The 19,122-nt window shown below is 70.6% G+C and carries 11 protein-coding genes and 3 pseudogenes; 6 read left to right on the forward strand and 8 right to left on the reverse strand.

The window, feature by feature from the left end; genetic code table 11:
• Positions 1 to 65 precede the first annotated feature (65 nt).
• From J7E89_RS31570 to J7E89_RS31580, 3 genes and pseudogenes are all read right to left on the reverse strand, one after another.
• Positions 66 to 263, reverse strand: a pseudogene (locus J7E89_RS31570) (CorA family divalent cation transporter); the annotation flags it as partial.
• 189 nt (positions 264 to 452) lie between these two features.
• On the reverse strand, positions 453 to 1,133 hold the full coding sequence (locus J7E89_RS31575) for a response regulator transcription factor (protein WP_214978295.1): 681 nt from the start codon (positions 1,131 to 1,133) through the stop codon (positions 453 to 455).
• A gap of 23 nt (positions 1,134 to 1,156) precedes the next feature.
• Positions 1,157 to 2,398, reverse strand: a complete 1,242-nt coding sequence (locus tag J7E89_RS31580) for a sensor histidine kinase (protein ID WP_214978252.1) — start codon at positions 2,396 to 2,398, stop codon at positions 1,157 to 1,159.
• 140 nt (positions 2,399 to 2,538) lie between these two features.
• Here J7E89_RS31580 and J7E89_RS31585 point away from each other — a divergent pair, with 140 nt between their 5' ends.
• Together J7E89_RS31585 and J7E89_RS31590 are read left to right on the forward strand one after the other, a co-directional pair.
• On the forward strand, positions 2,539 to 3,726 hold the full coding sequence (locus J7E89_RS31585) for a serine hydrolase (RefSeq protein WP_214978254.1): 1,188 nt from the start codon (positions 2,539 to 2,541) through the stop codon (positions 3,724 to 3,726).
• Positions 3,727 to 3,788: 62 nt separating this feature from the next.
• Positions 3,789 to 4,955 carry a serine hydrolase gene (locus J7E89_RS31590; protein WP_214978256.1) on the forward strand — a complete coding sequence of 389 codons (1,167 nt, stop codon included), beginning with the start codon at positions 3,789 to 3,791 and terminating at the stop codon, positions 4,953 to 4,955.
• 382 nt (positions 4,956 to 5,337) lie between these two features.
• Here the strand turns inward: J7E89_RS31590 and J7E89_RS31595 are convergent, their stop codons facing one another.
• Positions 5,338 to 6,501 (reverse strand): magnesium and cobalt transport protein CorA, encoded by a 1,164-nt coding sequence (locus J7E89_RS31595; protein ID WP_214978258.1) that lies wholly within the window; start codon positions 6,499 to 6,501, stop codon positions 5,338 to 5,340.
• 141 nt (positions 6,502 to 6,642) lie between these two features.
• Between J7E89_RS31595 and J7E89_RS31600 the strand changes: the two genes are divergently transcribed.
• Positions 6,643 to 7,776: a winged helix DNA-binding domain-containing protein gene (locus J7E89_RS31600; RefSeq protein WP_214978260.1), complete on the forward strand. Its 1,134-nt coding sequence runs from the start codon at positions 6,643 to 6,645 to the stop codon at positions 7,774 to 7,776.
• Between the two features lie 21 nt (positions 7,777 to 7,797).
• On the opposite strand, the gene J7E89_RS31605 is transcribed toward J7E89_RS31600, so the two are convergent.
• A complete protein-coding gene (locus tag J7E89_RS31605) occupies positions 7,798 to 8,616 on the reverse strand; it encodes a LuxR C-terminal-related transcriptional regulator (protein ID WP_251061370.1) in 819 nt (272 codons plus the stop codon).
• A gap of 139 nt (positions 8,617 to 8,755) precedes the next feature.
• Here J7E89_RS31605 and J7E89_RS31610 point away from each other — a divergent pair.
• The 3 genes and pseudogenes from J7E89_RS31610 to J7E89_RS41315 form a co-directional block, all read left to right on the forward strand.
• A pseudogene (locus tag J7E89_RS31610) lies at positions 8,756 to 10,129 on the forward strand (AMP-binding protein); the annotation flags it as partial.
• A 225-nt stretch (positions 10,130 to 10,354) separates the two neighbouring features.
• Complete coding sequence (locus tag J7E89_RS31615; RefSeq protein WP_214978264.1) at positions 10,355 to 11,896, forward strand: AMP-binding protein; 1,542 nt, start codon at positions 10,355 to 10,357, stop codon at positions 11,894 to 11,896.
• 243 nt (positions 11,897 to 12,139) lie between these two features.
• Positions 12,140 to 12,283: pseudogene (locus tag J7E89_RS41315) on the forward strand (dihydropyrimidinase); the annotation flags it as partial.
• 142 nt (positions 12,284 to 12,425) lie between these two features.
• Here the strand turns inward: J7E89_RS41315 and drmC are convergent.
• The 3 genes from drmC to drmA are packed head-to-tail and all read right to left on the reverse strand — an operon-like array spanning position 12,426 to position 19,074.
• On the reverse strand, positions 12,426 to 13,193 hold the full coding sequence (drmC, locus tag J7E89_RS31620; RefSeq protein WP_214978266.1) for a DISARM system phospholipase D-like protein DrmC: 768 nt from the start codon (positions 13,191 to 13,193) through the stop codon (positions 12,426 to 12,428).
• Positions 13,190 to 15,115, reverse strand: coding sequence for a DUF1998 domain-containing protein (gene drmB / locus J7E89_RS31625; RefSeq protein WP_214978268.1), 1,926 nt, complete (start codon positions 15,113 to 15,115; stop codon positions 13,190 to 13,192). The genes drmC and drmB overlap by 4 nt, the downstream gene beginning before the upstream one ends.
• Positions 15,112 to 19,074, reverse strand: coding sequence for a DISARM system helicase DrmA (gene drmA, locus J7E89_RS31630; protein ID WP_308315669.1), 3,963 nt, complete (start codon positions 19,072 to 19,074; stop codon positions 15,112 to 15,114). Before drmA ends, drmB begins: the two co-directional genes overlap by 4 nt.
• Positions 19,075 to 19,122: the final 48 nt, after the last annotated feature.

The following is a 19,122-nucleotide window of genomic DNA, read 5'->3' on the forward strand; positions in this document are numbered from 1 at the left end:
TAGTTGCGCTGACTCTTCAACAGCGTTCGCGGATGCGAATGTGATCAACGTGTCCGGCCTCACTCCTACAGCCAGTCCCGCCGCTTGAAGATGAAGTACAGGCTCGTGCACACCAGCGCCATCAGGCCGATCGCGAACGGGTAGCCGTACGTCCGGTTCAGCTCCGGCATCGCGTCGAAGTTCATGCCGTAGATCGTTCCCACGAGTGTGGGTGCGAACAGAATGGCCGCCCAGGCCGAGATCTTCTTGATGTTGTCACCCTCACGCTGCTGACCTGTGGAAACTGGCTGGAGAAGCACTCTGATCTGCGGCGATCGGCCTTTCCGGGCCTTTCACCGTGTTGCCCGTTGGTGCGGTCGATCCTCCCCAGCCGCTCCCCAACGCGGCTTCATTCTCCCCAGATTCTCCCCAGCCGTGGCTGCCGGACGACCGGGAAGAGGAGCGGAAGCCGGTCAGCCGGCGAAGCCCGGGACCACCAGGCCGGACTCGTACGCGATCACGACCGCATGGGTCCGATTCTGCGCGCCGAGCTTGGTCAGCACGTTTCCGACGTGGGTCTTGACCGTCTCCAGGCTCACCGTGAGGGATTCCGCGATCTCCGGATTGGAGAGCCCGGTGGCCATAAGGCGCAGCACCTCCTCCTCCCGGCCGGTCAGGGCGGCCTGCGGCAGGGCCTCGGCGGAGTCCAGCGGGCGGGGGGCGACCATGCGGCCCAGTGCGGCCGGGAAGAGGACCGCTTCGCCCGCCGCCACGACCCGGACCGCCTCGGCGATCTGGCGGACCGGGAGGCGCTTGAGGACGAAGCCGCTGGCGCCCGCGCTGAGGGCGGCGGTGACGTAGCCGTCGTTCTCGAAGGTGGTGATCACCACGACCTTCGGAGGGTCGGCCGCTTCGGCCAGCAGTTGGCGGGTGGCCTCGATCCCGTTGCGACGCGGCATCCGGACATCCATCAGGACCACGTCCGGCCGCAGGCTCCGCGCCCGTTCGACCGCCTCGACGCCGTCGGCGGCCTCGCCGACCACCGTGATCCCCGGCTGTGCGGCGAGCAGCATGCGCAGGCCGCTGCGGGTAACCTCGTCGTCGTCCGCGATCAGGAGGGTGACGGCGGCGCTGGTGACGGCGGGTAGGGCCATGCCATCGCCGGCGTCGGATCCACTCACGCCGACACCCGTACCGGCAGCCGGACGGCCAGCCGCCAGTGCTGCGGCCCGTCCGGGCCGGCCTGGAACTCACCGTGCAGCAGCCGGACGCGCTCGGCCAGTCCGGGCAGACCGTGGCCGGAGGTCGGGAAGGCACCCGGGCCCGGGCCCGTCCGTGACCCGGTCCGGTTGACCACTTTCAGATCCAATTCGTTCGGCCCGGCCGCCACCCGGACCTCGATCGGGCCGCCCGCCCCGTGGCGCAGCGCGTTCGTCAGCCCCTCCTGGAGGATTCGGTACGCCGCCCGGGAAAGCGTCCCCTGCACCTGCGCCAGCTCGCCCGACAGCTCCGGTTCCACCACCGCCCCCGCGTGCCGCAGGCGGTCCAGCAGCTCGGGGAGGTCGGCCAGAGTCCGCGTCGGCGCCGTCCCCGACTGTTGCTCGCGCAGCACTCCGAGTACGTAGTCCAGGTCCTCCAGCGCGGCCCGCGTCGACTCCTCGATGCTGCGCAGGGCGGCCCGCGCCGCCGCCGGGTCGGCGGAGAGCACCTCGCCCGCCACCGCCGCCTGGATGGTGGCCGCCGTCAGTGTGTGTCCGATCGAGTCGTGCAACTCGTGGGCGATCCGGTTGCGTTCGGCCAGCAGCAGTTCCCGCTCGGCAGCGAGCGCGAGCCGTTCGGCCGCCGACGGCCCCAGCAGCCGTGGTGCCGACCACCGCAGGGCCTTCGTCACCAGTACGCAGACGGCTACCGCCAGCAGGATGCACACGGCCGCCACCACCCAGCTCCACCCGCCCGACACCCGGACCGACGTGCCGAACAGACTCGCCCGCGCCTCGCCGCCGAGCCAGTTCCCCGGCAGGGAGAGGCCCATGATGAACAGCACCCCGCTCGCCAGCGCCCCCGTCCACCCGACGGCCACGTGCAGCACCAGCCAGAGCGGGGTCCGCCAGCGGTCCAGGCCGAGGGAACCGGAGGTCTGGCTGCCGGCCACCGGATTCGGCAGCGGCACCCGCAGCAGTCGGCGGGCGGACACGACCAGCGCCCGCCGTACGGGGCGCGCCAGTCCGACCACGCCGACCAGTACCGCCCAGACCAGCAGGACCAGGACGATCTGCACGCTCTCGGGTGCGGATCGCCACGACAGCGCCGGCAACAGGGCAAGAGGCAGCAGCGGAAGGCTCGCCAGCGCGCCGCAATAGGCGAACAGCACACCCGAATACGTGGAGCCGCGCAGCAGCGGCCGAATTCCCCTGATCATGGTCGTCAGTATCGCCGGGCAGCCCACTGGCAGCCTCCCCCGATCGGGGGAGCGATTTCTCCCGCCTTCCCGCGATGCGGTCAGAGGGCCCTGGAAACCAGGATCGTGCTCCGACCAAACGATTCCCCAGGAGTTGACTCATGCGTGCTCAGACCCGGCAGGGCCTTCGTTCCTCGACCCGGCAGCAGGGCGGCAGGTGGCGACGAGCCGTGTCGGCCACGGCCGCGGTGGCCATCGGCGTCATGACGCTGGGCGCTCTCGCCCCGCCCGCCGCCTCCGCCTCCGCTGCTGCCGCCGCCAGGCCGGACGCCGTCCAGCAGGCCCTGAACGCGCTGGTGCGTGACGACGGGATGCCCGCCGCGCTGGCGAGCGTCCAGGACCGCAAGGGCCGCACCCGCACCTACACCGCTGGAGTCGGCGACCTGGCCACCGGCTCGAAGGTGCCCAGGGACGGCCAGGTGCGGATCGGCAGTAACACCAAGGCGTTCACGGCGGTCGTGGTCATACAGCTGGTCGCCGAAGGGAAGGTCGGCCTCGACGCTTCCGTCGATACCTACCTGCCCGGCCTCGTCCGCGGGGAGGGAATCGACGGGCGTAACATCACCGTCCGTCAGCTCCTCCAGCACACCAGCGGACTCCCCGAGTACGGCAAGCACGTCAACGACGACGAGATCAGGTACCGGTACGCCGAGCCCCACGACCTGCTCGACATCGCCCTCCGGTACCCGGCCGACGCGGCCCCCGGGAAGACCTGGGGGTACAGCAACACGAACTACATCCTGGCCGGCCTGATCGTCCAGAAGGTCACCGGCCGCCCCCTCGCCGAGGAGATCGACCGGCGCATCATCAAGCCGGTCGGGCTGCGCCACACCTACTTCCCCGCCCCCGGTGACATGACCATCCGGGAGCCGCACCCCAAGGGTTACCACCGCAACCCGACGGACGGCCCGCTGCGCGAGTTCACGGAGATGGACCCCTCGTGGGGATGGGCCGCAGGTCAGTTGATCTCCACCAACTCCGACCTCAACCGGTTCTTCGGCGCGCTGCTCGGCGGCCGCCTCCTCCCGGCCGCCCAGCTCGCTGAGATGCGCACCACCGTCGCCGTCGGCGGGCCCTCCGGACTCCGCTACGGACTCGGGCTCACCAGCAGGACGCTGTCGTGCGGCGGCGTCTACTGGGGCCACGGCGGCGACATCGCGGGGTTCGAGACCCGGGGCGGCGTCACCGACGACGGCCGCGCCGCCAACGTCGCGGTGACCAGCATCCCGTCGACCGGTGCGGCCACGCAGCACGTGTTGGACGCCGTGGACAGGGCCCTGTGCGGATGAATCAGGCACCCGGCAACCCGGCGACCCGAACGACGATCCAACGATTCCTCAGGAGTTGACTCATGCGTGGACAGACACGGCAAGGGCTTCGCTCGCCGGGCCGGCAGCAGGGCACGCGGCGACGGGCCCTGCCCGCGGCAGCCGCGGTGGCCATCGGCGTCATGGCGCTGGGCGCCCTCGCCCCGCCCGCCGCCTCCGTCGCCAGGCCGGACGCCGTCCAGCAGAGCCTGAACGCGCTGGTGCGGGACGACGGGATGCCCGCCGCGCTGGCGAGCGTCAAGGACCGTGACGGCCGCACCCGGACCTACACCGCAGGGCTCGGCAACCTGGCCACCGGCGCACCGGTACCCGTCGACGGGCAGGTGCGGATCGGCAGCAACACCAAGACCTTCGTCGCGGTCGTCCTCCTCCAGCTCGTTGCCGAGCGGAGGATGGACCTGGACGCCACCGTCGACACCTACCTGCCTGGCCTCGTCCGCGGGGAGGGGATCGACGGACGGCGCATCACCGTCCGCCAGCTCCTCCAGCAGACCAGCGGCCTCCCCAACTACAGCGACCACCTCGGGGACGATGTCCGGTACTACGCCCCCTGCGAACTGCTCGCTATAGCCCTCCAGCACCCGGCCGACTTCGCCCCCGGGACGAGTTGGAAGTACAGCAACACCAACTACGTGCTCGCCGGCCTGCTCGTCCAGAAGGTCACCGGCCGCCCCCTGGCCGAGCAGATCGACCGGCGCATCATCAAGCCAGTCGGGCTGCGTCACACCTACTTCCCCGCCCCCGGTGACGCGAGCATCCGGGAGCCCCACCCCCACGGCTACTACCGGGAATCGGCGGACGCGCCGCTGCGCGACATCACGGAGATCGACCCCTCCTGGGGCTGGGCGGCAGGCCAGATGGTCTCCACCAGCTCCGACCTCAACCGCTTCCTCAGGGCACTTCTGGCCGGCCGCCTCCTGCCCTCGGCCCAGCTCGCCCAGATGCGCTCCACCGTCCCCGCCGAAGCGACCTTCGGCTCCGGCTCCCGCTACGGACTTGGAATCGTCAGCAGGCCGCTGCCGTGCGGCGGCCTCTCCTGGGGCCACGGCGGCAGCTTCCCGGGGTACGAGACCCGGGGCGGCGCCACCGACGACGGCCGCGCCGCCAACGTCGTGGTCACCATGCAGCTCACCGACGAGGCGGGCCGGATGGACCTCGAGCGCGCAGTGGACGCCGCCCTGTGCCGCTGAACCCCGCCGAGGGCGTTCTGTGAAAACGACCGATGGGCCCGACATGACGTCGGGCCCATCGGCCATGCGTGCGCACAGCCGCCACATCGTTACCGTCCACGACACCGTCCACGACGTCGGCCGAGCCGATCTGGAGGCCGCCCGGTCGCCACCCTCGTGATTGGAAACTTGATGGCCGGAGCCACGGGCAAGGTCGTCGACTTCGGGATCGCTCGCCACTTGGACGGCTGGCGGCCTGCCCTGAACACTGCTGGGAGTGCGATCGGCACACCCGCCTACCCTGTCACCGGCAAGCGTGAACGCACGGCCCGTTACGGCAAGGGGACCGCTGCTCGGCACGGTGCCCGAGCACGTACTTCGATCAAGAGCGTGGGTCTGTCGGCTAGAGCCAGTCGCGCTTCTTGAAGATGACGTAGAGGCTCACGCAGACCACGGCCATCAACAGGATCGCGAAGGGGTAGCCGCCGGCCCACTTCAGCTCCGGCATGTCTTCGAAGTTCATGCCGTAGACGGTTCCCACCAGTGTGGGTGCAAACAAAATAGCGGCCCAGGAGGAGATCTTCTTGATCTCCTCGTTCTGCTCGAAGCCCGCCTCGGCCAGCGCCCGCATCTCCGCGTTCTGCTGCTGCGTGACCAGCGTGGCGTTGACCGTGAGGATGTCGGCCAGGGCCTGGCGGAAGCCGTCGACGCGCTCGCTGGTGTGGGTGACGTGGTCGGCCACGTCGCGCAGGTAGCGCTGGAGTTCCTCGTCCGTACGGTACTTCGCGAAGCCCGCCATCAGGCCGTGCAGCATGCCGACCAGGGGACGGGTGGCGCGCTGGAACTCGACCATTTCGCGGGAGAGTTCATAGATGCGGCGGGAAACCTCGGGGTCGCCGCGGAAGACCTCGGTCTCGATCTCGTCGATGTCGTTCTGTACGCCCTCGACGACCGGGGCGTACCCGTCGACCACGGCGTCGAGGATCGCGTACAGCACCGCCTCCGGCCCCAGCGCCAGCAGCTCGGGGGCGTCCTCCATGCGCCTGCGTACGGCGGAGAGGTCGGGCGCCGCGCCGTGGCGGACCGTGATGACGAAGTCCCGGCCGACGAAGACATGCAGCTCGCCGAAGTCGACCTCCTCCGCGGAGTCGATGTAGCGCGCCGCGCGCAGTACGACGAAGAGCGTCTCCCCGTAACGCTCCAGCTTCGGACGCTGGTGGGCCTCCAGGGCGTCCTCGACGGCGAGCGGATGCAGGTCGAACTCGGCGGCGAGGGAGTGGATTTCGTCCTCGGACGGACGGTGCAGGCCGATCCAGGCCATGCCGGACGGGTACTCGCGCAGCTGGCGAAAGGTCTCGGCGAGCGAGTCGGGGGCGCAGACGCGACGGCCGTCGCGGTAGAGCGCGGCGTGCACGACGCTGGCGCCGTTGCGCTGTACGCCGTCGGGGGACGCGGCGGCGCCGTCGGGCGACGGCGGGCCTGCGGGAGGGCCGGGCGGCGTCGGAGACTGCCTGCGCCAGGCGTTCTTCCTCGGGGACAGCGCGGGACGGACGCGTCGCTCCGTCATCGCAGATCTCACCTCCCGCGTCGGTCGGGCGCGCGCGAGGGCGCGCCGTCGGGCACGGGCAGGATATACGCCCCAAATGTCGTCGGCATCGTTCTGCCACCGCGGACAGAAACTGTCCGCAAGGATGAGTGGCGTGCGGGCATGGCCCCGCAGACGACGAACCCCGCACCGGCACCGGCCGTGCTCAGCACCCGCGCACTCAACCGCGCCACCCTGGCGCGCCAGCTCCTCCTCCGGCGTACCGCGATGTCCGCCAAGGACGCCGTCGGGCACCTCGTCGGCCTCCAGGCGCAGAACACCAAGCCGCCGTACTACCAGCTCGCCGCGCGACTGGAGGGCTTCGCCCCCGAGGCGCTGTCAGGGCTGATGGCCTCCCGCGAGGTCGCGCGCCTCGTGACGCTGCGCTCCACCATCCACACGCACACCGCCGACGACTGCCTCACGCTGCGCCCGCTCGTCCAGGGCGCGCGCGACCGCGAACTCCAGATGTTCCGCAAGGGGCTCACGGGTGTGGATCTGGAACGGCTGGCGGCCATGACCCGCGAGTTCGTCGAGGAGCGGCCCAGGACGCTGAAGGAGATCCGGGAGCTGCTGCTGAAGGAGTGGCCCGACGCGGATCCGCTCGCGCTGGGAGTCGCCGCGCGCTGCCTGCTGCCGCTCGTGCAGGTCACGCCGCGCGGGCTGTGGGGGTGCAGCGGCCAGGTCGCGCTGACCACAGCCGAGCAGTGGTTCGGCCGGGAGTCGCAGCCGGCCCCGGCGCCCGACGCGACCGTACTGCGCTACCTCGCGGCCTTCGGCCCCGCCTCGGTCAAGGACATGCAGACCTGGTGCGGGCTGACGCGGCTGCGGGAGGCGTTCGAACGGCTCCGGCCGCGGCTCGTCACCTTTCAGGACGTGTACGGCGTAGAGCTCTTCGACCTCCCGGACGCGCCCCGGCCGGACGAGGACACTCCGGCGCCGCCGCGGTTCCTGCCGGAGTACGACAACGTGCTGCTGTCCCACGCGGACCGCACGCGCGTCGTGCCGGCGGAGTACAAGGTGCGGATCTGGAAGGGCAACCAGAGCCACTCCACCTTCCTGGTGGACGGGTTCCTGGCGGGCGTCTGGCGGCTGGAGGAGGCCAAGGGCGGCGACGCCGCGACCTTGACGATCGAGCCCTTCGGCAGGCTCGGCCGGGCGCAGCGGGCGGCGCTGGTGGAGGAGGGCGAGTACGTCCTCGCCACGATGACGTCGGCCGGCACGCGCGACGTACGGTTCGGTGTCTTCTCGGCGTAGGGCGGGGCGCCCAGCCGGACGTCACGGCAGCAGGCCCGCGCGGCGGGCCGCGACCACCGCCTCCAGGCGGGTGCGCGCGCCCAGCTTCCGCATCGCGGAGCGCAGGTAGCCCTTCACCGTCTCGGGGCGCAGACCGAGCCGCTGCGCCGCCACGGCGTTCGTCGAGCCCGCCGCCACGCAGGCCAGTACGTCCACCTCTCGCGGTGTCAGCGCCACCTGATGCTCGCGCTGCGGCGCGGGTCCGTCGCCCGCCGCGGCCGCCAGCCGGCCGCAGACGGAGAGGAGTTCGCCGCGCAGCGCGGGGTCCACGATGCGCGGCGCCAGCGCGCGCAGTTCGCTGTGCGCGCCCCTGACGAGCTCCCACGCGCCGGGTCCCGCCACCGGCTCGCGCGCCGCCGTCAGCAGCCGGTGCACCTCGTCCCGTACGACCAGGGACTGCTCCACATCGCGCGCCGCCGCCATCGCCGCGTTCAGCGCGCGGTCGCCGAGCGGCAGCGCCTCGCGCAGGGCGGCGTACAGGACACCGCGCACTTTGTGGCGTACGACCACGGGCACCGCGAGCACGGCGCGCAGCCCCTCGGCGGCGACCGCCACGTCGTACTCGTGGCTGATGTGCCGCGACGAGTGGTAGTCCGTGACGGCGCAGGGGCGCGACAGCGCCATGGACTTTCCGCCCAGTCCGCTGCCCGCCGTGATGACCAGGCCGTGCAGCGCGCGCGTCGCCGCGCCGCTCAGCTCGGCGATACGCAGCCGGCGGTTGTGGCCGTCGTCCGACAGCAGTCCGCCGAAAGCGACCGGCAACCCCGTGGTGCGCCGCATCCGCGACAGAGCCGCTTGCATCTCCACCGCCTCGGTGACATCCCCCACGAGAGTTTCCCTTCACCCCCGTACGGGGGTAGTGAGATCAGGTCACTGATTACACGATGTCAGGGAGCGGTCCGGCAATGGTCCGGCAATGGTCCGGCAACGAGGAGGACGCATGGCGGCACGAGGCGACGCTACGGAGCAATTCCGCGCGGCACGGGACTTTCTGCTCCAGCACCGGGAGGACTACAAGGCGGCGTACGAAGGCTTCGTCTGGCCGCGCCCCGAGCGGTTCAACTGGGCGCTCGACTGGTTCGACCGGATCGCCGAGGGCAACGGCAGGACCGCACTGCACATCGTGGAGGAGGACGGCCGGCGCACCGAGATCTCCTTCGAGGCACTGTCGGCGCGCTCCGGGCAAGTCGCCAACTGGCTGCGCGCGCAAGGCGTCGGACCGGGCGACCGCGTCCTTGTCATGCTCGGCAACCAGGTGGAGCTGTGGGAGACCGCCCTCGCCGCGATGAAGCTGCGCGCCGTGGTCATCCCGGCTACGCCGCTGCTCGGGATCGCCGATCTGCGGGACCGGATCGAGCGCGGCAGGGCCCGGCATGTGATCGTGCGGGACGAGGACGCGGCGAAGTTCGACGACGTACCGGGGGACTACACCCGGATTGTTGTGGGCGGCCATGAGGGCCCGCTGTCGTACGCCGATTCCTACCGCAGCCCGGAAGCCTTCGTGCCCGAGGGCGTTACGCACGCCACCGACCCGCTGATGCTCTACTTCACCTCCGGTACGACTGCCCGGCCCAAGCTCGTCGAGCACACCCATGTGTCGTACCCCATCGGGCACTTGGCGACGATGTACTGGATCGGGCTCAAGCCCGGCGACGTCCATCTCAACATTTCCTCGCCCGGCTGGGCCAAGCACGCCTGGTCGAATCTCTTCGCCCCGTGGAACGCCGAGGCGACGGTCTTCATCCACAACTACACGCGCTTCGACCCGGCCAGGCTGATGGCCGAGATGGACCGCGCGGGCGTCACGAGCTTCTGCGCCCCGCCCACCGTGTGGCGCATGCTGATCCAGGCGGACCTCGGACAGCTGCGCACGCCGCCGCGCGAGGCCCTGGCGGCCGGCGAGCCGCTGAACCCCGAGGTCATCGAGACGGTGCGGCGCGCGTGGGGCGTGACGATCAGGGACGGCTTCGGGCAGACGGAGACGGCCGTCCAGGTCGCCAACACCCCCGGGCAGCGGCTACTCGCCGGTTCCATGGGGCGGCCGAGCCCCGGCTACGTCATCGAACTGCTCGACCCGGTCACGGGGGAGGCGGGCGCGAGTGAGGGCGAGATCTGCCTCGATCTGTCCGCGGATCCGGTCGGGCTGATGACCGGCTACCACGGCGATCCTGAGCGTACGGCGGAGGCGATGGCGGGCGGTTACTACCGCACCGGCGACATCGGCTCGCGGGACGCCGACGGATATGTGACCTATGTCGGTCGTTCCGACGATGTTTTCAAGGCGTCAAGATCAGGGGGCATTCCTTTTCAAATGCGGCTGGGTGCTTGACCGTCGCCGTTTCGGTGGCGCCGTCACGCTTGACGGGCTACTGGGCATGGGTGGAGGGCGCGCCCCGCCGACCCACGAGGCCTATGTTGCGCAGATAGACGCGGCGGCCAAGGGTGGCCGCAAGCCCGTCAAGCCGCTGTGCCGGGTGGCGGAAGCGGCAAGTGCCGGACTCCCCACCTGAAGTAGTTGTTTCGGACACAGGAGAGAGCAATGCGGATTCCGATGACCGTCGCGGACTTCCTCGACCGGGCAGAGCTGGGGTTCTCCTCCAGTGCTGGTGTGGTCGACGAGCCGGATCAGCCCGGCCCGCCGGTGCCCGAGTCGACGTATGGGCGGCTGGGCGAGCGGGTTCGGGCCTGGCAGGCGGGGCTCGACGCGCTCGGCGTTGGCGAGGGTGAGCGGGTGGCGGTGGTCAGCCACAACTCCGCGCGGCTGCTTGAGCTGTTGTTCGCGGTGCCGATGAGCGGTCGGATCTGTGTGCCGGTCAACTTCCGCCTCAAGCCCGAAGAGATCGATTACGTGGTGCAGCAGAGCGGGGCCTCGGTTCTGCTCGTCGACCCAGAACTGGATGACGCGCTGTCCGGCGTAAAGGCGCGCCACCGGTTCGTCCTCGGCGAGCGGACCGACACCGAGCTGATGCGGTTCGGCGTCGAGCCGCGCCCGTGGTCGAACCCGGACGAGGACGCCACAGCGACGATCAACTACACATCGGGGACCACCGCCCGGCCCAAGGGCGTGCAGCTGACCCACCGCAACATCTGGGTCAACGGTCTGACCTTCGGCCTGCACACCCGTGTGTGGGAACGTGACGTCTACATGCACACACTGCCGATGTTTCACTGCAACGGCTGGGGAATGCCGTACGTCATGGCCGGACTCGGCGTCAAGCAGGTGGTGCTGCGCAAGGTCGACGGCGCGGAAATCCTGCGCCGGGTCGAGGAACATGGCGTCACCCTCATGTGCGGCGCGCCCGCAGTGTGGAACGCGGTGCTCGATGCGGCGGCGACCTGGCAGGGCGAGATCCCGGGCCGCGACCGCGTACGGATCGTCTGCGCCGGGGCACCCCCGCCGAGCAAGATGATCCAGCGGATGGGGGAGGAGCTGGGTTGGGAGTTCACGCAGATCTACGGGCTGACCGAGACCTCGCCGCTGCTCACCTTCAACCGGGCGCAGCCTGCCGATGCCGAGCTGCCCGCCGAGGAGCGGGCGCGCAAGCTGTCCCGTGCGGGACTGCCGGCGCTCGGGGTCAAGCTGAAGGTTGCCGACTCCGGCGAGGTCCTGGCCCGCTCGAACGTCGTGCTCGACGGCTACTGGGACAAGCCGCAGGAGACCTCGGCGGCCCTGGAGGACGGCTGGTTCCACACCGGCGACGGCGGCACGATCGATGAGACCGACGGCCATCTGACGATCTCCGACCGGAAGAAGGACGTGATCATCACCGGCGGCGAGAACGTGTCGTCGATCGAGGTGGAAGACACGATCTTCAGCCACCCGGCGGTCGCCGAGGTCGCCGTCATCGGTGTGCCGCACGCGAAGTGGGGCGAGACGATCAAAGCCCTCGTAGTCCTCGCCGAAGGAGCGACGGCGCAGGAGGCCGATATTATCGCCCACTGCAAGCAGCGGATGGCCGGCTACAAGGCGCCGACGACCGTCGAGTTCCGCGACGCCATCCCGCGCACGGCCACCGGCAAGATCCAGAAGTTCAAGCTCCGCGAGCCGTACTGGTCCGGCCTGGACCGGGGGATCAACTGACTTTCCATCTGGTCCGTGTTGGCGACGTGAATTACTGCCGCGCAGGTTCGAGCCCCCGGCTGATGACCCGGAACATGGGAACGGGGGAGAGCCGGTCGTTGGTCGGACCGGACCAACGGGGCAAAGACCTCCCCCGCGAACTCCTCCAGCCGGTCACGGCACCCAGCAAGCTCCTCCGGAGTCATACCTCCATCGAACTACCGGACCCCACCCGCGACCAGCCACCTAACAAAATCCTACTAGTCGGCCTACGAGGGCAAATGCGTCGGAGGCCAGGTCCAGACTGTCCTCACACGCGGCGAACTCGTCATCACCAACGGCCAATACACCGGCCGCGCCGGCCACGGCACCTTCCTTCCTCGCGGCACGACCCGGTACCTCGGATAGCACCCTGCCGCCGGGCAGAACCCGGCGCAGCGGCCGACTCGTCCGCCGTCTACCACGACCGCTCCGCCTCACCCGGCCTGTTCGCCGCCCAACCGACGATTCCGGGTGTGGGGGAGCAGGGCTGTGTGGCCCAGGCTCAGCATCAGGCTGTGGACAGTGGCTTCAGTACGTGTCGGCGCTGGAGTTCCCGGATATGGTCGGCAGCCCGCTGTGGGACGGAGCCGCCTCGGATCAGGACCCCAGCTTCGAGGTTTCTGCGTACGCCAGACTCGGTGAGGTTCGCGCTTCCCAAGAACAGGGTCCGGCGGTCGGCGACCGCGAGCTTGGCGTGCTGCCGGGCGTGAGGCGTCTCCCGCATGGCCGGGTCCCAGTGCCACAGCCGCAAGCCCGCGATTCCCGTGAACGCAGCAGAGGGCTCAGGTCCACTCAGCAGGCCGCCGGCGCCATGCTGTGTCTCCACCACGATGTGGACCTCCACTCCGCGTGCCACGGCCGCGTTGAGCGCTGCGGTCAGCGGGGCGTAGTGGCGGGCGGAATAGGTCATGGCGAGGAGTTCGGTACGGGCGGCCGTTACTACCTCAACCAGGACCCTGGCGGTCGAACGGACCGGGACTCCGGGGGTGGCCGGGCCGCTCCAGACGGTGCGGACGTCCACCTCGTCGCGCCGCTGGGTCCAGCCCGCGACGTAACCGCGCAGATAGGCGGCGGCTTCGGCGTACGGAATCCCGGCCCGGTCCGCCGCGACGTACAGGGCCGTCACCAACTCGCCGGACCCCGCTCCCTGTACGGCGGCCAGCGCGTGCTCGTGTCCCCGGCCCCGAGCGAGGACCCCGGCCACGTCCTTCGTGCGGGACGAGCCGAGGGAGTCGGCGAGCAGGTGGGCGGCGTCCTCGAAGGCGCTGCGGCTCACGGCCTGAGTTCCATGGGAGTGAGGACCTGATCGACGCTGTCGCCGAGGTCGTCCCCGAGCGGCACGAGGAAGCGCCGGTCCAGGAAGCGATTGCCGCGCTCGCAGGTCGTCTCGGAGACGAACAGGCAGACGTGGCAGGCCGCCCCGTGCAGGAAGTCGGCCGGGTGCTGAGGCAGACGTTCGGCGCACAGCGGGTCGGACGAGCAGTGCGAGGCATCGCTCAGGGCCCGGCGCACAATGCGCTCGAAGTGGGGATCCTCGGCCAGTGAGACCAGGCCGCCGAGGGTTCCTTCGGAGTCGGGGACGGCGGTGTAGATAAGGATTCCGGTGCGGGGGTCGTCGGTGTCGCCGGCGTAGATGCGTTCCGCGAGGGAGGCGGAGTTGTAGCCGCACTCCAGGGCGATGGTGCGGATCAGGAGGTGGGAGAGAGTGTGCAGGGCGAGGTAGCGCTCTCCCGGCCAGCCGTACATCTCGTCGAAGTCACTCGTGATGCGGTCGGACTTACGGTTCCTGCGGAAGCGCTTGTACGCCTCACGATGCGCGTCCATCGCCGCCGATTTCCGCATCCGCTCCTCCCAGTTCGCCATCAGGTCCTCGCGGACCCGCAAGAAGATTCCCTCGCCGCGGACCTCGCTGGCGGGCACCCAGTGCTGCGCGGCGCGAGTGAGCCGGACCGGGGTGGCGATCTCGGGGGACTCGGGGTCGGGGGCGTCGAGGCGGGTGAACCCGGTCAGGGCGCGAGCCTCCCGCAGTCGCTCCACCTGGCGAAGGTCCGAGAAGAGGCCGCCGAGAGGAGAGGTGACGGGGACCGGCGCGAGCGCGAAGTCGTCGGTGGGAGCGGGGAGTTGAGGTGCGGCGAAGACGGCCCATTCGGGTCCGAGGAGATCGGCCGCCACTGCCGCTGCTGGTTGCTCGGGCGCCGCGCCCGCGCGGTCGAGAACGCGCTGGCGGGCTTCGACCGCGCCGATGATCTCGGCCGGGTCGTAGTCCTTGAGATAGCCGTACGCCGGGGTCGCGGCGAGCACGTCGTACACCGCGGTGGAGGTGATCATCTTCAGCTCGGGCCACCGCTCCTCGACGAGCTCGGCGACGCGTTCGGTGGTGCCGGGCGGGAGGGCAAGTGCGCTGAGGGTGATGGGGAACCACTGGTTGGAGGCGCCGGCGACCATGAGGGTGGCCTCCTGGTCGCAGCCCTCGCGCTCGAACGTCCCCAGATGAGGGTGGCGGCCCCGGCAGGCGGGCAGGTTCTGGCGGCCGCGCTCGCCCATGGCGTCACGGATGTTGCGCTGAGTGCCGCAGGCCAGACATTCGAGCGTGACGTTGGCTGCCTGGTTTCCGCCGTGGTCCTTCATGCGCAGACGCGGCCGAGGCGCGTGGGTGCACGGGGCGCCGTGGTGGACGAACGGGGTGTACGGGAATTCGTCCAGGTGGCCCGCGGTGCAGACCAGGGTGAAACGCGCGGCCACGGCCAGGGGCTTCTTGCCCTTGGCCCGGCAGTCGTGGACGAACTTCGCCTCATGGGGGGTGCGCGGGTTGTTGTTGACGAAGGTGAACGCCTCGGTGTCGATGGCCGCCAGCTCATTGCAGGCGGTGCAGCGCATCCACTGGGGGAACGGGCTCACCGGCACTCCGATGCCCTGCGCGGCCAGGCCCTTCGGGTCGTTGTCGCTGCCCTCCAGCCAGGGGGCGGAGCGCAGTTCGGTGATCTGGTTCTCGCCGTAGAGCTGGAGAGAGCGGTTGACGGCGGCGCGCAGCCGGGGTTCGTCGATGACGTAGTCGGCGAGGCCGGTGTGGCTCCAGGAGTCGAGTCCCTTGACCAGGACGGAGAAGTTCGGCAGGTCGATGAGGGCTCCCACGCCTGCCGTGAACATCAGGTGGCTGGGCCGTGCCGAGCCGACCTTGCGGAAGTAGCCGCCGCTCATCGCTGTCCCCGTCCGTTTCGCTTCGTCGTGCCGGTGTCCGGCTGCTGTCCGTATTCGTCGGTGTCGACGGGGCTGTCCGCCTGCTCGCCGTCGGCTCGTCCACCGGTCCCGAAACGCCATCCGGGTCCGCCGTGCGCGGATTGCTCCATGAAGATCCCGCCGTTGCCGCCGCCCGGGAGTAGGAGGTTGAGCTCGTTCTCCGTCTCACGCATGGACATCGGTACGGTCAGCACATCCCAGCGTGCTCCGTCGGCCCGCCGCAGGAGCGGGGTGACGAGGGCGTCCTTCTTCTTTTCCTTGCGGTAGCCGAGCACTCCGCCGGCTGAACGCCGGTTCATCCACTCGTCCTTGAGTGTGGCGATCCGGTCGGCCAGGTACTCCCTGGCCCGTTCCCCGCCGACTCGGTCGGCGCGTTCGAGGAGCCGCTGCTCGACGCGGGCGGCGATCTCGCCGTCGAGGTCGATGGTGGAGGCATCGGTATTGCGTGAGTTCTCGTGCGCGGCCTGCCGCAGCGCCGCGATGTAGGTGGGGGCGGTGCCCCGGTCGAGGGCGCGGCGGGTGAAGGGGGTCACCGACAGGGCTTCGACCTGCCGGTAGAAGGTGGCGTGGTAGTGCCCGAAGTCCTCGAAGTGAGCGAGGTCGCGCGGTCGCGACCAGTTGTAGAGGGTGACGACCAGGCCGGGGCGCTGGGTGTCACGTCCGACGCGGGAGGACGCCTGAATGTACTCGGCGGTGTTCTTGGGCTGGCCCACCACCAGCATCAGCCCGAACCGGGAGACGTCCACGCCGACCTGGAGCATGGAGGTGGCGAGCACCACGTCCACCGCCCGCTTGTGCGGGTGCGCCGGAAGGACCCGGGGGTCGCGCTTGTCGCGCCGGGCCTCGATGACCTCGGCGAGTACGGCACGACGACGCGCGGACGTCTCAAGCTCCGGGTCGAAGCCGGACTCCAGGCGCTTGAGCGTGGCGCCGATCTCGGCGGAGGAGATACGGGAGGTCAACTCCTGGATCTCCAGCATGCCGGTGCGGGAGACGATGCGGTCGGCGATCGTGTCCCGGCCCTTGCGGCTGCCGTTCCTGCGCACCCGGGTGGTGATGTCGTCGTCCAAGTAGCGCCGCATGCCAGCCAGTTCACGGGTGGCATTGAAGTAGCCGACGAGCGTCATGTACGGGTCGGCCGGTGTGCCGTGGTTGTCGAAGAGCTGCTGTGCGCCGAGGATCAGGATCTCGGCGACGCGGATCTCGGCGGCCTTGAGGCGGGTGCCGTGGGCGCAGATCCCGAGGTAGCGGCGGCCGGGATGCTCGCGGCTCAATTCGACCTGCCGGGAGAAGAACGTGTCGCCCACGTCCACCACCTGGGGCGGGAAGACGGCGACCTGTCGTCCGAAGACGCCGCGCACCTGGTCGGCGGCGCGCTTGGTGGTGGCCGTCGAGGCGACGATCTTCGGTCCGGTCTCCACCCGTCGACCGTCCGGGGCGGTGTGACTCCAGGTGCACAGCTGGTCGACGGCGGCCTCGAAGAGCCCGACCGTGGTGCCCAATGCACCGGAGATCAAGTGCAGTTCGTCCTGGATGATGAGGTCCGGAGGCCGCAGTCGAGTGACGGGCCGGGCCGTGGTGGCGCGCAGTGCGCCGCGGGTGGTGTGCCGGCTGCGGCAGCCAGTCTGTTCGTCGAGGTCGTCATGGCGGTAGCCGTGACGTTCGCACCAGGTGGTGACCCGGCCGAAGAGCAGCCCGGAGTATCCGTTCCAAGGGAGCTGGGCGAGCTTGTCGACGGTGGCGATGACCATGGCCGGGGCGAGCCGGTAGATCTCCTCGTCCACGGTGAGCACGGGGATGCCCTCGCCCGGAGCGCTCAGCCGCGAGAACGGGCACCGTGACTCTTCGGGGCCTTCCCCGCGCGGGCAGTAGAGCAGCACCCGCCGCCGGTCGTCGTCCTCCCGCATGTCCCGGTGCGCCTTGAGACCCTGTCCGCACCACGGGCAGCTGAGGACCTGGATCACCCGGGCGTGCTTGTCGCTGCCGCTCTCCCGGGACCCGGCGATCTGCTCGCGCGCTTCGTTGTACCAGTTCGGCGAGACCGAGGTCCCTACCCACAAGCCGATCCGGAACGGGGTCTTCCCCCACCGCTTGGGGTGCTCGCACGCCCCGCGCGCCTCGCATTCCGGCCGCTCGCAGCGCACCCGCCCGTACTCCTCGCGGCGCAGCTGCTCGGCCGCGCACACCAAGGCCGCGGCGCGCTGGAACTGTTGGGCTGTGAGCAGCCGCAGCGTGTAGCGCATCAGCACGCCGACGCCCGCTTCACCGCTGTACGCCCCGGCGCCGCTGCCGAGCACGCCCTGGAGCCGGCGCAGCGCGAACGTGTAGGCGGCCAGGCCCAGGTATGCCTCTGTCTTGCCGCCACCGGTCGGGAAGAACAGCAGGTCGACGAGGGCCTCGCGGCCGGTTCCGCGATGGGGGTGGGACGGGTCGGTCAGCGAGTCGAGGTTGAGCAGCACGAACGCCAGCTGGAAGGGGCGCCAGCTCGCGCCCGCAGGGCCCCTGTCGTACACGGTCTTCCGGGCGACGGCGTACGAGGCGACGTCGTCCTCGGCGCCCAGGCGCGCCCGCTCGGCGGCGATGGCGGTGTTACGGCGCTGGAGCGCCATGGCCCGGTTGGCGAAGCGGAACGCCTCAAGAGCGGTGTCGTCGGTGCCGAGCCGGGAGATTCCCGCCCCGATCCGGACGCACACGTCCTCGGCCTGGACGATCGCGGCGAGCGCGGCTTCCCGGAGGTCCTCCGGCAGCGTCTGTGCGGTCGCCCGCTGCTCGGCCAGCCAGCTCCGGTAGCCCGCGGCGAGCGGCGACAGGGCGTCGGTCAGCTCGGCGCGGCGGCCGGGCACGGCCAGCTCGGACAGTGCGTCCATGGAGAGTTCGAGGCCGGCGAGCCGGTCCTCGGCGCGGACGTCGGGCGCGGTGGTGTCCCGTACGTCGTACTCGGGAAGCCAGGTGGTCGCCAGCCGGTACGCTCGCCGCTCGCCGCGCCGCACCGCGGCGTGGACGGCGACATTGCGGCCGATGGCGTGCCGCAGGCTGTCGCGGTAGAGCAGCCGAAGGCGGCGCTCCTCGGCGTCTTCGGCGGCTGCTCCCGTGCCGACTCCCGCGGTGAGCGGGTCGTCGACGGGCAGGAAGACGGCCGCCGTCCCGTCGGCGAAGGCGGTGGCGGCGAGCCCGGCCTGGAACAGCCAGTTGGCGTCCCGCTGTTCGTTCAGCTCGGGCAGGAGATTGACCAGGGAGACCTCCACCACGCGCAGGTCCTCCTCCCCGGGTGCGCCGGCCCTCTCGCGGACCCTCACGTCGAGGATCACCCCGGCGTCGGCGTCCCCCTCCAGCGGGTCGGGGGAGTGGTTCCCCGGCCGGGTGACGTCGATGTCCCGGGTGTGGCTGACCGGTTCACGGCCCCACGCCCGGCGCACACGGTTGCGGGTGGGCGCCTGCGCGTGCTCGTCCTCGCCGTGCTCCTCGGTCAGCGCATACCGCCCCCAGGAGGCGGTCACGGTGAGCGTGCCGATCGAGGCGGGGACGACGAAAGAGAGCCCCATGGAGGAGGCCCAGATACGCCCGGACGCCTGCGGGGTCAGCCGCTCGGGAAGCTCGCCGTCATCCCCCTCGGCATCCCCGCCCTGCTCCATGTCGCCCTCCTGGGCGGCGGCCCGCGCGATCCGCACCCGCGTGTCGTCGCCGGCCCGGGGCCCGAGCATCCCCACCAGATAGCGGTCGCGCGGCCCTGCGGAGTGCTGCGGCAGCTGCTCGGTCTCCCCGTCCCAGGGGCCGAGCAGATCGCGGCGGATGTACGTGCCGAGGCCGTCGCGTGCGTCGTAGGAGTCGCCGGGCAGGAAGGTGTTCGGCACCTCGGTGAGCGGGTGCGGGACCGTGGGGGCCGGGGGCGGCGTGGACTGTGCGGGCATGGGGTGGGTCACGGCCCTTTCCGTACGGCTGAGGGGATACCACGAGACTATCCGGGGCCA

This window comes from Streptomyces sp. ISL-100 (genome assembly GCF_018614615.1).
Lineage (GTDB): Bacteria > Actinomycetota > Actinomycetes > Streptomycetales > Streptomycetaceae > Streptomyces.